11 protein-coding genes are annotated in these 13334 nt (G+C 69.0%); 8 read left to right on the top strand and 3 right to left on the bottom strand.

Annotated features, from left to right (window positions below; translation table 11 throughout):
• Positions 1 to 167 precede the first annotated feature (167 nt).
• Positions 168 to 710, top strand: a complete 543-nt coding sequence (phaP, locus tag ACFPOE_RS18655) for a TIGR01841 family phasin (RefSeq protein WP_376851928.1) — start codon at positions 168 to 170, stop codon at positions 708 to 710.
• A 160-nt stretch (positions 711 to 870) separates the two neighbouring features.
• Here the strand turns inward: phaP and ACFPOE_RS18650 are convergent, their stop codons facing one another.
• Positions 871 to 1773, bottom strand: coding sequence for a patatin-like phospholipase family protein (locus ACFPOE_RS18650; RefSeq protein WP_376851927.1), 903 nt, complete (start codon positions 1771 to 1773; stop codon positions 871 to 873).
• A 141-nt stretch (positions 1774 to 1914) separates the two neighbouring features.
• Here ACFPOE_RS18650 and ACFPOE_RS18645 point away from each other — a divergent pair, with 141 nt between their 5' ends.
• From ACFPOE_RS18645 to ACFPOE_RS18620, 6 genes are read left to right on the top strand one after another with little or no spacing between them, the layout of a single operon-like run.
• Positions 1915 to 2673, top strand: coding sequence for a 3-hydroxyacyl-CoA dehydrogenase (locus tag ACFPOE_RS18645; RefSeq protein ID WP_376851792.1), 759 nt, complete (start codon positions 1915 to 1917; stop codon positions 2671 to 2673).
• A 15-nt stretch (positions 2674 to 2688) separates the two neighbouring features.
• Positions 2689 to 4518: a gamma-glutamyltransferase family protein gene (locus ACFPOE_RS18640; protein WP_376851791.1), complete on the top strand. Its 1830-nt coding sequence runs from the start codon at positions 2689 to 2691 to the stop codon at positions 4516 to 4518.
• Between the two features lie 57 nt (positions 4519 to 4575).
• Positions 4576 to 5610, top strand: a complete 1035-nt coding sequence (locus ACFPOE_RS18635) for an amino acid ABC transporter substrate-binding protein (RefSeq protein WP_376851790.1) — start codon at positions 4576 to 4578, stop codon at positions 5608 to 5610.
• Entirely contained in the window at positions 5610 to 6809 is a 1200-nt protein-coding gene (locus ACFPOE_RS18630) for an amino acid ABC transporter permease (RefSeq protein ID WP_376851789.1), read from the top strand. Before ACFPOE_RS18635 ends, ACFPOE_RS18630 begins: the two co-directional genes overlap by 1 nt.
• Before the next feature lie 4 nt (positions 6810 to 6813).
• Positions 6814 to 7911, top strand: a complete 1098-nt coding sequence (locus ACFPOE_RS18625; RefSeq protein ID WP_376851788.1) for an amino acid ABC transporter permease — start codon at positions 6814 to 6816, stop codon at positions 7909 to 7911.
• A gap of 21 nt (positions 7912 to 7932) precedes the next feature.
• Positions 7933 to 8676 (top strand): amino acid ABC transporter ATP-binding protein, encoded by a 744-nt coding sequence (locus ACFPOE_RS18620; RefSeq protein WP_376851787.1) that lies wholly within the window; start codon positions 7933 to 7935, stop codon positions 8674 to 8676.
• 10 nt (positions 8677 to 8686) lie between these two features.
• On the opposite strand, the gene ACFPOE_RS18615 is transcribed toward ACFPOE_RS18620, so the two are convergent.
• Together ACFPOE_RS18615 and ACFPOE_RS18610 are read right to left on the bottom strand one after the other, a co-directional pair.
• Positions 8687 to 9598 (bottom strand): YihY/virulence factor BrkB family protein, encoded by a 912-nt coding sequence (locus tag ACFPOE_RS18615; protein ID WP_376851786.1) that lies wholly within the window; start codon positions 9596 to 9598, stop codon positions 8687 to 8689.
• Between the two features lie 37 nt (positions 9599 to 9635).
• Positions 9636 to 11282, bottom strand: coding sequence for an acyl-CoA synthetase (locus ACFPOE_RS18610; protein WP_376851785.1), 1647 nt, complete (start codon positions 11280 to 11282; stop codon positions 9636 to 9638).
• Positions 11283 to 11325: 43 nt separating this feature from the next.
• Here ACFPOE_RS18610 and dnaG point away from each other — a divergent pair, with 43 nt between their 5' ends.
• On the top strand, positions 11326 to 13107 hold the full coding sequence (dnaG, locus tag ACFPOE_RS18605; RefSeq protein WP_376851784.1) for a DNA primase: 1782 nt from the start codon (positions 11326 to 11328) through the stop codon (positions 13105 to 13107).
• Positions 13108 to 13334: the final 227 nt, after the last annotated feature.

Below are 13334 nucleotides of genomic sequence, written 5' to 3'. Positions count from 1 at the left end.
TTTTTAGGGGCTCGCTTCTAGAATGGTGCAACGCAGCAAAAAGCCCTTGCGCCCGGGCCGTCCTTCCCTATAATTCAACCCATGCTGCACTGCAACATAACAAGGCCGATGGGGCCGGTTCAGGGCAGATGATGATTCCCCACCTCACCCCTCTCAGGAGATTCCAAATGATGACCCCCGAACAAATCATGGCTGCCCAGAAGGCTTCCGTCGAAACCCTCTTCGGCCTGACCACCAAGGCTTTCGAAGGCGTCGAGAAGCTGGTCGAGCTGAATGTCACGGCCTCCAAGGCCGCGCTGACCGAGGCCGCCGGCACCACGCAAGCCTTCCTGACCGTCAAGGACGCGCAAGAGCTGCTGGCCCTGCAAGCCGCCCTGTTCCAGCCGCTGGCTGAGAAGACCGCCGCTTACAGCCGCCACCTGTACGACATCGCTTCGGGCACCGGCGCCGAATTCGGCCGCGCTTTCGAAGCGCAAGCCGCCGAAACGCAGAAGAAGTTCCTGGCCGTTGTCGACAACGCCGCCAAGAACGCTCCGGCCGGCAGCGAGACCGCCGTCGCCGTGTTCAAGAGCGCCGTTGCCGCCGGCAACAACGCCCTGGAATCGGTCCAGAAGGCTGTCAAGCAAGCTTCCGACGTCGCCGAAGCCAACTTCAACGCGGTTGCCAACACCGCCGTGAACGCCACCAAGGCCACCGCCAAGAAGCGTTAATTCGCTCCTTGAAAAACAAGTTCCCGTCTCCAACTGGAGCAGGAACCTCAGACAGACACTCGTGAGAACGAGAGTTCTTCAGGTTGTCTCCTCGGGTCCTTTCGACACCTTCAACGGTTCAGGGATCCTTCAAGCCCCGGTTGCAAGATCGGGGCTTTTTTTATGGCGCAGGCGCAACGCCCCTGGCCTCGATCGCGGCCTTCAGTTGCGGCAGCATCCTGAGCATCGCCGAGCGGCCGGCCTCGATCGCGCGCTTGCGTGAGGTGAAATCGGCGCTGCCCACGCCGGCCAGCGCCGGCCGCACCACCACGTCGGCCTGCTTGAGCTCGAAGCTGTTGATGCTCTTGCTCATGATCGCGAAGGTCTGCAGCAGGATCTGCAGCGGGTCGCCGGCCGGATTGGCTTCCGGCGCGCTCGAGATGTCCACCGCGACCACCAGCTCCGCGCCCATCTGCCTGGCATAGCGCACCGGCACCGGCGACACCAGGCCGCCGTCCACGTAGTCGTGGCCGGAAATGCGCACCGGCAGGAACAACGCCGGCACCGCGCTGGAGGCGCGCACCGCGGTGCCGGTGTCGCCGCGCTGGAACAGCACGCCCAGCCCGCTGTTGAGGTCGGTCGCGACGATGCCCAGCGGCATCGGCATCGCCTCCACCAGCCTGCCGCCCACCTGCGCGTTGACGTAGCGGGCCAGGGCCTCGCCGCGCAGCATGCCGCGGTTGAAGATCGGCAGCGTCCAGTCGGTGAAGGCCGCCTCCTCCATGTCCAGCGCCACCTGCTGCAGCTGGCTGCCGCTGCGGCCGCTGGCATACAAGGCGGCCACCAGGCTGCCGGCCGAGGTTCCGACCACCAGCTGCGGCCGCAGGCCGGCCTCCTCCAGCACCTGGATCACGCCGACGTGGGCGAAGCCGCGGGCGGCGCCGCCGCCCAGCGCCAGCCCGATCCTGGGCGGCCTCTTGGCGACCGCGGCCGGCGGTTCGGCCACGACCGGTGCCGGCGTGGGACGGGAGGCGCAGCCGGCCAGGACGGCGGCTGCCAGCAGCAGGGCCAGCCTGCGGGACATCGGGGTGTTGTAGGGATGGTTCACGTCCGGCCGATTGTCGGCGCATCGCCGGGCCGGTCCGGAGCGGCCGCCGGCGATCCAGGCCCGGCGCGGCGCCGAGCGATAATTTCGCCAGCACCACAGTCACTCAGGAGCATCGTCATGGAAATCAGCGGCAAGGTCTTTATCGTCACGGGCGGGGCCTCGGGGCTGGGTGAAGGGACGGCCCGCATGCTGGCGGCCAACGGCGGCAAGGTCGTGATCGCGGACATGCAGGCCGACAAGGGCGAGGCGATCGCCCGCGAGATCGGCGGCGCCTTCGTCCGCTGCGACGTCAGCCAGGAAGCGGACGGCCAGGCCGTCGTCGCCAAGGCAGTCTCCATGGGCAAGCTGATGGGCCTGGTCAACTGCGCCGGCATCGCGCCGGCCGAGAAGACCGTCGGCAAGAGCGGCGCCCACAACCTGGGCGTGTTCAGCAAGACCATCATGGTCAACCTGGTGGGCAGCTTCAACATGATCCGGCTGGCCGCCGAGGCCATGAGCAAGAACGAACCCGAAGCCACCGGCGAGCGCGGCGTGCTGATCTCCACCGCATCGGTCGCGGCCTACGACGGCCAGATCGGCCAGGCCGCCTACAGCGCCTCCAAGGGCGGCATCGTCGGCATGACGCTGCCGATCGCGCGCGACCTGGCGCGCAACGGCATCCGCAACATGACGATCGCCCCGGGCATCTTCGGCACGCCGATGATGTTCGGCATGCCCAAGGAAGTGCAGGAGTCGCTGGCCGCCAGCGTGCCCTTCCCGTCCCGCCTGGGCACGCCAGAGGATTACGCCATGCTGGCCCGGCACATCTTCGAGAACGACATGCTCAACGGCGAGGTGATCCGCCTGGACGGCGCCATCCGGCTGGCACCCCGCTAAGCCGGCCCGCCCCGCATGGCGAACCGCCTGCTCGCCGCGCTGGGCCTGGCCCTGCTGCTCGCCGCCTGCGCCGGCAGCCCGGTGGTCGGCGACGATGCGCCGCCCGATCCGCCGGAACTGTCCTCCGGCTACGTCGACAAGCCCGGCTGGGCGACCAGCAAGTTCGCGGTCGCTGCCGCCAATCCGCTGGCGGCCGAGGCCGGCGCCGCCGTGATCCGCTCCGGCGGATCCGCCATCGACGCCGCCATCGCCGTGCAGATGGTGCTGGGGCTGGTGGAGCCGCAGTCCAGCGGGATCGGCGGCGGGGCCTTCCTGCTGCATTTCGACGGCCGCCAGGTGCAGGCCTTCGACGGCCGCGAGACCGCGCCGGCCGCCGTCGACGAAAAGCTGTTCCTGCGCGCCGACGGCAAGCCGATGGCGTTCCGCGATGCAGTGATCGGCGGCCGCTCGGTCGGGGTGCCGGGCGTGCTGCGCATGCTGGAGATGGCGCACAAGCTGCACGGCAAGCGACCCTGGGCCGAACTGTTCCAGCCGGCCATCGCGCTGGCCGAGAAGGGTTTCCCGGTCAGCGCCCGGCTCCATGCGCTGGCCGGCCACGACGCCGGCCTGAAAGGCGATCCCGTGGCCGCCGCTTATTTCCTGCAGCCCGATGGCCAGGCCCACGCGGTCGGCACGCTGCTGCGCAACCCCGACTACGCCGCCGTGCTGCGCCGCATCGCCAGCGAGGGGGCGGATGCGTTCTACCGGGGCGAGATCGCGCGGGCCATCGTCGCCAAGGTGCACGGGCACGCCACCAATCCGGGCCGGCTGTCGCTCGCCGACCTGGCCGGCTACCAGGCCAGGCAGCGCCCGCCGCTGTGCCACGACCACCGCGCCGCGCGGATCTACCGCATCTGCGGCTTTCCGCCGCCCAGCTCCGGTGCCATCGCCATCGGCCAGATCCTGGGCATCCTGGGCAACACCGACGCCGCCGACGATCCGCCGGTGCCGGGCATCCCCGCCGTGCCCGGCGCGTCCTGGCTGGCGCCCTCGGCCGAGTGGCTGCACCTTTACACCGAGGCATCGCGGCTGGCGTTCGCCGACCGCGCGCAATACGTGGCGGACCCCGACTTCGTCGATCCGCCACCCGGCGGATGGAGCTCGATGCTCGATCCGTCCTACCTGCGCGAGCGCGCCGGCCTGATCACCGAGCGCAGCATGAAAGTGGCGCAGCCGGGCCGGCCGGGCGGCGTGCGCGTCCTGCAGGCGCCGATGGCCGACCAGCCCGAACACGGCACCTCCCACATCAGCATCGTCGACCGCGACGGCCACGCGCTGGCGATGACAACGACCGTCGAATCGGGCTTCGGCTCGCGCCAGATGGTCAACGTCACCGGCGCGCCGGGCGGATTCCTGCTGAACAACCAGCTCACCGACTTCAGCTTCCTGCCCACCGGCAGCGACGGCCGCCGGGTGGCCAACCGGGTGCAGCCGGGCAAGCGGCCGCGCTCGTCGATGTCGCCGACGCTGGTGTTCGAGAAGGCCACCGGCAACCTGGTGATGACCGTCGGCAGCCCGGGCGGGGCGATGATCATCCACTTCACCGCCAAGGCGCTGTACGGAGTCCTCAACTGGGGCATGAACGTGCAGCAGGCGATCGACCTGCCGAACTTCGGTTCCCTCAACGGCCCGACGCTGCTGGAGGAAAAGCGCTTCACGCGGGCCGAGGTCGATGCCCTGCGGGCCCGCGGCGCGCCGGTGCGGGAACAGGCGATGACCAGCGGGGTGCAGGCGATCCAGACCATGCCGGACGGCTGGTTCGGCGGCGCCGACCCGCGCCGCGAGGGCATTGTCATCGGGGAATAACCGGTGGCGGCTGGCACGGATTGTGCGAAACAATCGCGCAAACTCCGGAGACCCCCCATGTTCAAGCTTCCCGTCAAGACCTCGCTGGCCGTGCTGGCCGCGGCCCTCGGCCTGGCCAGCGCGCCCGCGTTCGCCGGCAAGACCCTCGATGCGATCAAGGCGCGCGGCCAGCTGGTGTGCGGCGTGAACACCGGCCTGGCCGGCTTCTCGCAGGCCGACAGCGCCGGCAACTGGACCGGGCTGGACGTGGACGTGTGCAAGGCGATCGCGGCCAGCATCCTGGGCGACGCCAGCAAGGTCAAGTGGGTGCCGCTGGTGGCGCAGCAGCGCTTCGCCGCCCTGCAGTCCGGCGAGGTGGACATCCTCTCGCGCAACACCACCTGGACGCTCACGCGCGACGCCTCGCTGGGGCTGAACTTCACCGGCGTCACCTACTACGACGGCCAGGGCTTCATGGTGCCGGTGAAGAACAAGGTCAAGAGCGCCAAGCAGCTCAAGGGCGCGACGGTCTGCGTGCAGTCCGGCACCACCACCGAGAAGAACCTGACCGACTACTCCAAGGCCAACGGCCTGAACATCAAGCCGGTGGTGTTCGAGAAGCTGGAGGCGACCAACGCCGCCTACTTCTCCGGCCGCTGCCAGGCCTACACCACCGACGCGTCCGGGCTGGCCTCGATCCGCAACAAGGAAGCCAAGAACCCGGCCGAACACGTGATCCTGCCCGAGCTGATCTCCAAGGAGCCGCTGGGCCCGGCGGTGCGGCGCGGCGACGACGAGTTCTTCGCCATCGCCAAGTGGGTGGTGTTCGGCCTGATCGAGGCGGAGGAATACGGCGTGACCCAGTCCAACGTCGATGCCATGGCCAGGGACAGCAAGGACCCGGTGGTCGGCCGCCTGCTGGGCACCACCGAAGACACCGGCAAGCTGCTGGGCCTGGACAAGGACTGGCTGGCCCGCGCCCTCAAGGCCACCGGCAACTATGGCGAGATCTTCGAGCGCAACGTCGGCCCCAAGAGCCCGCTGGCGCTGCCGCGCGGCGTCAACAACCTCTGGTCCAAGGGCGGCCTGATGTACGCACCGCCCGTGCGCTGATGGCGCACGCGCCAGCCGCCGCGCGCCGGGCGCCGCCGCCGCGGCGGCGCACCCTGTCCTGGCGCAGCCGGCGCACCCGCGCGCTGGCCTACCAGCTGCTGGCCCTGGCCGTGGTCGGCTTCCTCGGCTGGTTGCTGGTGAGCAACACGCTGACCAACATGCGGCTGCGCGGCATCCAGAGCGGCTTCGATTTCCTGGCCCAGCCCGCCGGCTTCGACATCGGCGAAGGCTGGCTGCCCTACGACTCGGCCGATGCGTACTGGAAGGCGTTCCTGGCGGGTGTGGTCAACACCCTGCGGGTGGCGGTGGTCGGCATCGTGCTGACAACCATCCTGGGCACCCTGCTGGGCGTGGGCCGGTTCTCGCGCAACGCGCTGCTGCGCGGCCTGTGCTACGCCTATGTCGAGATCTTCCGCAACATCCCGGTGCTGCTGCAGCTGCTGATGTGGTACCTGCTGCTGACCGAATACCTGCCGCTGCCGGGCGACGCCCTGCGGGTCGGCCACCTGTTTTTCCTCAGCAAGAACGGCCTGTCCTTTCCGGCGCTGACCTGGGAGGCGGGCCACTGGCTGGCGGTCGGCGGGCTGGCCCTGGGATGCGCGGCGTCCTTCGCCTGGGTGCGCTTCGCCCGTGCCCGCTTCGAGCGCACCGGCCGGCCGCTGCCGGTGGCCAGCGTGGTGCTGCTGCTGCTCGTTGCGCTGTCCTGGCTCGGCTGGCTGGCCGGCGGCGCGCCGGCGCAGTTCCAGTTTCCGGAAGTGGGCGAACTGCAGGTGGAAGGCGGCAGCGCGCTCAGCCCGGAATACCTGGCCGTGCTGCTGGGGCTGGTGCTGTACACCTCCTCCTATGTCGCCGAAGTGGTGCGCGCCGGCATCGCCTCGGTGGCGCGCGGCCAGCACGAAGCCAGCGCCTCGCTGGGGTTGTCGCGGGCCCGCTCGATGCGGCTGGTGGTGCTGCCGCAGGCCATGCGGCTGATCATCCCGCCGCTGACCAACCAGTACCTGAACCTCACCAAGAATTCGTCGCTGGCGGTCGCGGTGGGCTATCCGGACGTGGTGTCGATCGCCAACACGGCGCTGAACCAGTCGGGACGCGCGGTGGAATGCATCGCGATCATCATGGCGGTGTACCTCACGCTGTCGGTGGCGACCTCCGCGCTGATGAACTGGCTCAACCGGCGCGCTGCGCTGCGGGAGCGCTAGCAGCATGGCCGACCCCCTCATCGCGCCGCGGCCGGCACCGCGCCGCATCTCGGGCCCGCTGCCCTGGATGCGCAGCAACCTGTTCTCCAGCATCCCGAATGCCCTGGCCTCGCTGCTGCTGCTGGCCTTGCTGGCCTGGCTGGCCACGACATTCGTGCGCTGGGGCGTGCTGCACGCTGTGTTCGCGCCCGACGCCGACCGCTGCCAGGCCGCCCGCGGCCTGGGCGCCTGCTGGGGCGTGATCCCGGAAAAGGCCCGCTTCATCCTGCTCGGGCGCTATCCGCAGAACGAATCGTGGCGGCCCGAGCTGGCCACGCTGGCGCTGCTGGCGCCGGTGCTGGCCAGCTGCAGTCCGCGCTTGTGGCGGCCCTGGCTGGCGCTGCTCTGGGTTGCCGGCCTGGCCGGATTCTTCGTCCTGATGGGCGGCGGCGTGGCCGGCCTGGACGCGGTGCCGACCGACCGCTGGGGCGGCCTGCCCCTCACGCTGCTGCTCAGCGTGGTGTCGATGGTGCTGGCGTTCCCGATCTCGGTGCTGGTGGCGCTGGGACGGCGCTGCGACCTGCCGGCGATCAAGTCGCTGTGCGTGGTCTACATCGAGCTGGTGCGCGGCGTGCCGCTGATCTCGGTGCTGTTCATGGCCTCGTTCATGTTTCCGCTGTTCATGCCGGTGGGCAAGTCGCCCGACGTGCTGCTGCGGGTGATCGTCGGCATCACGCTGTTCGCGGCCGCCTACATGGCGGAGATCGTGCGCGGCGGCCTGCAGACCCTGCCGCGCGGCCAGCTGGAGGCAGCGGCCAGCCTGGGCCTGGGCTACTGGCAGACCCAGCGCAAGATCGTGCTGCCGCAGGCGCTGTCGGCCGTGGTGCCGGGCATCATGAACAACTTCATCTCGCTGCTCAAGGACACCTCGCTGGTGACCATCGTCTCGCTGTACGAGCTGACCGGCTCGCTGCAGCTGGCCGTCGGGTCGGACCCGAACTGGCGGCCGTTCAAGATCGAAGCCTATGTCTTCATCGCGGCGATCTACTTCGCCATCTGCTTTTCGATGTCGCGCTACAGCCTGCGCGTCGAGAAGCGCCTGGCCCGCAGCCACGCCCGCTGAGCGCGGCACCACAGGAAGCGCATGACCGACCCCATCGTCCAGTTCGACAAGGTGAACAAGTGGTACTCCGACAGCTTCCACGTGCTGCGCGACATCGACCTGTCGGTGCGGCAGGGCGAGCGGATCGTGATCTGCGGGCCGTCGGGCTCCGGCAAGTCCACGCTGGTGCGCTGCGTCAACGCGCTGGAGGAATACCAGGAAGGCCGGCTGACGGTGGCCGGCCTGCTGCTGGGCGACGACCTCAAGGCCGTCGACGCGGTGCGGCGGCAGGTCGGCATGGTGTTCCAGCAGTTCAACCTGTTCCCGCACCTGACGGTGCTGGAGAACCTGATCCTGGCGCCGACCTGGGTCGCCGGCCTGCCGCGCAAGGAGGCGGTCGAGCGAGCGATGGCGCAGCTGGAGCGGGTGCGGATCGCCGAGCAGGCCAACAAGTACCCGCTGCAGCTCTCCGGCGGCCAGCAGCAGCGGGTCGCGATCGCGCGGGCGCTGTGCCTGACGCCCAAGATCATGGTGTTCGACGAGCCGACCTCGGCGCTGGACCCGGAGATGATCAAGGAGGTGCTGGACGTGATGATCGGGCTGGCCGGCCAGGGCATGACCATGCTGTGCGTGACCCACGAGATGGGCTTCGCCCGCTCGGTGGCGGACCGCATCGTGTTCATGGACGAGGGCCAGATCGTCGAGGCCAGCGAGCCGGAGCAGTTCTTCCGCGCGCCCCGCACCGAGCGCGGCCAGGCTTTCCTGGCCTCGATCCTGAACCACTGAAGGCGCGGGCTCAGGCCGGCGCGTCGTCGGTGCGCAGCGGATTGGCCGGTTCCGGCTGCTTCGGCCGGTCGATGCGCTCGTATTCCGAGATCACCTGCGCCCCGAGCAGCAGCAGCGTGGCCGCGATTTCCAGGCTCAGCAGCACCACGATGGCGGTGGTGAGCGAGCCGTAGACCACGTTGACCTGCGACAGCGTGCTGAAGTACCAGACCAGGATGTGGCGCGTGATCTCCCACAGCAACGCCGCGGTCACGCCGCCGCCCAGCGCGTGCTGCCACGACAGGCGCCCGACCGGCATCACCATGTAGACCGAGGTCAGCACGAAGATCTCGCCCGCCAGGCCCAGCAGGTACAGCAGCACGCCGGACACGCCGCTGAGCGAAAACTCGTAGCCCAGCAGGTGGATGCTGTTTTCGCCGATCGCCTGCAGGCTGGCGGACACCAGCGTCACCACCAGCAAGCCGAAGCCCAGGCTGAGGATGTAGCCGTACGGCAGCAGCACGGAGATCCAGTAGCGGCGCTTCCGCTTGGCGATGCGGTGCAGGAAGATCACCGACATCGCGTTTTCCAGCACGGTGAAGGCCAGCGAACTGAAGAACAGCATGGTCCCGAGCAGCACCCAGCCGATGACGTCGCGGTGGGTGAGGAAGTTGTCCAGTTCGCCGACGATCGCCTTGGACTGGCCGGGCATCAGCCACTCCAGATAGCGCCCGATGGTCTGCAGCAGTTCGCCCTGGTCGACCCAGTTGGTCAGCGCGATCACGCTCAGGATCAAAAGCGGCACCACGGAGAGCAGCGCGTAATAGGCGACCGCCCCGGCCAGCAGCAGGCCCTGGTTCTTCTTGAAGCCCTTGAGCACGCTCCAGGCGAACTTGCCCGGATTCGTGACGACGTATTCGGCTTGGTGGCTGAGGATTCGCATTCCGGCGAGTATGCCGCCCGCGCGCGGCGCGCGGTGTTCAGACGTCGATGGCGGCGGCTGAGCCAGCCTTCTTCCTCAGCTCGAACTTCTGGATCTTGCCGGTGGAGGTCTTGGGCAGCTCGCCGAACACCACCGCCCGCGGCACCTTGAAGCCGGCCAGGTGCTTCTTGCAGTGGGCCACGATGTCGGCGGCGGTGGTGGCCGCGCCGGCCTTGAGCTCGACGAAGGCGCAGGGCGTCTCGCCCCAGCGCGGGTCGGGCTTGGCGACCACCGCCGCCGCCAGCACGTCGGGATGGCGGTACAGCACGTCCTCCACCTCGATCGAGGAGATGTTCTCGCCGCCGGAGATGATGATGTCCTTGCTGCGGTCCTTGATCTTGATGTAGCCGTCGGCCGACTGCACGGCCAGGTCGCCGGTGTGGAACCAGCCGCCGGCGAACGCCTCCTGGGTCGCGGCGGGGTTCTTCAGGTAGCCCTTCATCGTGATGTTGCCGCGGAACATGATCTCGCCCATGGTCTCGCCGTCCAGCGGCACCGGCTGCATCGTGTGCGGGTCGATCACGCGGGCGTCGCGCTGCAGGTGGTAGCGCACGCCCTGGCGGGCGTTGAGCCGGGCCCGCTCGCCGATGTCCAGGCTGTCCCATTGCACGTGCTTGGCGCAGACCGTCGCCGGGCCGTAGACCTCGGTCAGGCCGTAGACGTGGATCAGGTCGAAGCCCAGGCGCTCCATGCCCTCGATCATGGAGGCAGGCGGCGACGCGCCGGCCACCATCGCCTTGACGCCGGCGGGCAGGCCCTGCTTCATCGCCTCGGGCGCGTTCACCAGCATGCCGTGCACGATCGGCGCGCCGCAGTAATGCGTGACGCCGTGCCGCTTGATGGCGTCGATCATCGCCCCGGCCTCCACCCGGCGCAGGCAGACGTTGACGCCGGCGCGGGCCGCGACGGTCCAGGGGAAGCACCAGCCGTTGCAGTGGAACATCGGCAGCGTCCACAGGTAGGTCGCGAACTTGGGCATGTCCCATTCGAGGATGTTGGAGATCGCGTTCACCGCCGCGCCGCGGTGGTGGTAGACCACGCCCTTGGGATTGCCGGTGGTGCCGCTGGTGTAGTTCAGGGCGATCGCCTCCCATTCGTCGGCCGGCAGCTGCCAGTCGAAACCGCTGTCGCCGCTGGCGATGAAGGCCTCGTAGCTCGTGCCGCCGATGCGCTGGACGGCGCCGGTGTAGAGCTCGTCCTCGACGTCGATCACCAGCAGCGGCGCGGTCGACTGGCGCAGCCCGATGGCCTTGTGCATGACGCCGGCGAATTCCGGGTCGACGATCACCACCCGGGCCTCGCCGTGGTCCAGCATGAAGGCCAGCGTCTCCGGATCCAGCCGGGTGTTGAGCGCATTGAGCACGGCACCGGCCATCGGGATGCCGAAATGCGCCTCCACCATCGGCGGCGTGTTGGGCAGCATCACGGCCACCGTGTCGCCCTTGCCGATGCCGTGCCGGGCCAGCGCACTGGCCAGCTGGCGGCAGCGGGAATAGACCTGGCTCCAGGTCCGGCGCAGCTCGCCGTGGATCACGGCCAGCCGCTGCGGATAGACCTCGGCGCTGCGCTGCAGGAAGGACAGCGGCGTGAGCGGTGCGTGGTTCGCCTCGTTGCGCGGCAGGCCCTGCTCGAAGATGCTATTCATGCTGGTCTCCTGTTTTTCCCCGGTAGGTAAGAATACACAGGCCATGGCGATTCCCCAGACCTTCATCCAGGAGCTCGTGAGCCGCGCCGACATCGTGGAGATCGTCGGCCGCTCGGTACAGCTGAAGAAGGGCGGCGCCAACTACATGGGCCTGTGCCCGTTCCACAGCGAGAAGTCGCCGTCGTTCTCGGTCAGCCCCAGCAAGCAGTTCTATCACTGCTTCGGCTGCGGCAAGAACGGAAACGTGATCAGCTTCCTGATCGAGAACAACGGAATGACCTTCATCGAGGCGGTGCAGGACCTGGCGCAGCAGTTCGGCATGCAGATCCCCGAGGACGACGCCACGCCGCAGGACCGCGAGCGGGCCGCCCAGCAGCGGGCGAAGCAGGCGACGCTGACCGACGTGCTGGAAAAGGCCGGCGAGGCCTACCGCAAGCACCTGAAGAACTCGCCGAAGGCGGTCGCCTATCTCAAGGGACGGGGCCTGTCGGGCGAGATCGCCCGGGAATTCGGCCTGGGCTATGCGCCCGAGGGCTGGCGCAGCCTGGCCAGCGTGTTCCCGGACTACGACGACCCCCTCCTGGCCGAAAGCGGGCTGGTGATCGTCAACGAAGACGACGACAAGCGCTACGACCGCTTCCGCGACCGGATCATGTTCCCGATCCGCAACGTCAAGGGCGAGTGCATCGGCTTCGGCGGGCGGGTGCTGGGCGACGAGAAGCCCAAGTACCTGAATTCCCCGGAGACGCCGGTGTTCAGCAAGGGCCGCGAGCTCTACGGCCTGTACGAGGCCAGGCAGGCGCTGCGCGAGCAGGGATACGTGCTGGTCACCGAGGGCTACATGGACGTGGTGGCGCTGGCCCAGCTGGGCTTTCCCAACGCGGTGGCGACGCTGGGCACGGCCTGCACGCCCGACCATGTGCAGAAGCTGTTCCGCTTCACCGATTCGGTGGTCTTCAGCTTCGACGGCGACGCCGCCGGCCGGCGCGCCGCGCGCAAGGCGCTGGACGGCGCCCTGCCCTATGCCACCGACGTGCGCTCGGTCAAGTTCCTGTTCCTGCCGACCGAGCACGACCCGGACAGCTACATCCGCGAGTTCGGCCGCGATGCCTTTTCGCGCTACGTCAGCGAGGCGACACCGCTGTCGCGCTTCCTGATCGATTCGGCGCGCGAGGGCTGCGACCTCGGCACGGCGGAGGGGCGCGCCCACATGGCGGCCAATGCCAGGCCGCTGTGGAACGCCCTGCCCGATGGCGCGCTCAAGCGCCAGCTGCTGGCGGAAATCGCCGGCCTGGCCCAGCTCGACGTGGCCGAGCTTTCCGGCCTGTGGGGCCAGAAGCCGGCCGGCGCGCCCTGGTCGCGGCCGCGGCGGCCGGAGTCAGCGCCCCGGCCGGCCCGGCCCGGGCGGCAGCTGCCGCCCGGCCGCGGCGACCGGGCCCTGCAGATCGTGCTGCGGGACCCGACGGCCTGGGAAACGCTGAGCCAGGACGACCACACCCTGCTGTGCGAACTGGCGCCGCCGCACGGCCCCCTGTTCGCCTGGCTGGACAGCCAGGTCCACGACCATGGCCCGCAGCCCTGGGAAGCCTTGCGCGATGCCCTCCAGGGCCACCAGCACGAGGCCTTCGCCGTGGCCCAGGTGGCCGGCGTGCTGCCCGACATCGAGAACGACTTGCAGGAGTTGCGCCAGATCCTGGCGCTGGAGCGCAAGCGCCGCGGCGACGAGGAAATGAACGACCTGGTGGCCCGCGCCCCCACCGATCCGCAGGCCTACGAACAGCTCAGGCAGCGGATTGAAGCCCAAAAGGCGAAAACACGGGCTTGAAATCGCTCGCCGAAGGTATAATGTAGGGTTGCTAGCGGCAAGAGCGACAGCAGCACCTCCGGACCGGCGAAACCGTGGCCATCAGCGCCCGACACGCCAATACCCGCAAGGACTGCACACCAAATGTTCGCCCACCCATCTTGCCCCTGATGGACCAGCCGCATGCCCTGACCGGGCGTGCAGAGGGTTCACGTCTCCCGCGCCGGGTCGTCGTGGCGCATCGTTTT

The organism is Caenimonas terrae (genome assembly GCF_042655405.1).
Lineage (GTDB): Bacteria > Pseudomonadota > Gammaproteobacteria > Burkholderiales > Burkholderiaceae_C > Ramlibacter > Ramlibacter terrae_A.
This window is presented reverse-complemented; position numbering and strand designations above follow the sequence as displayed.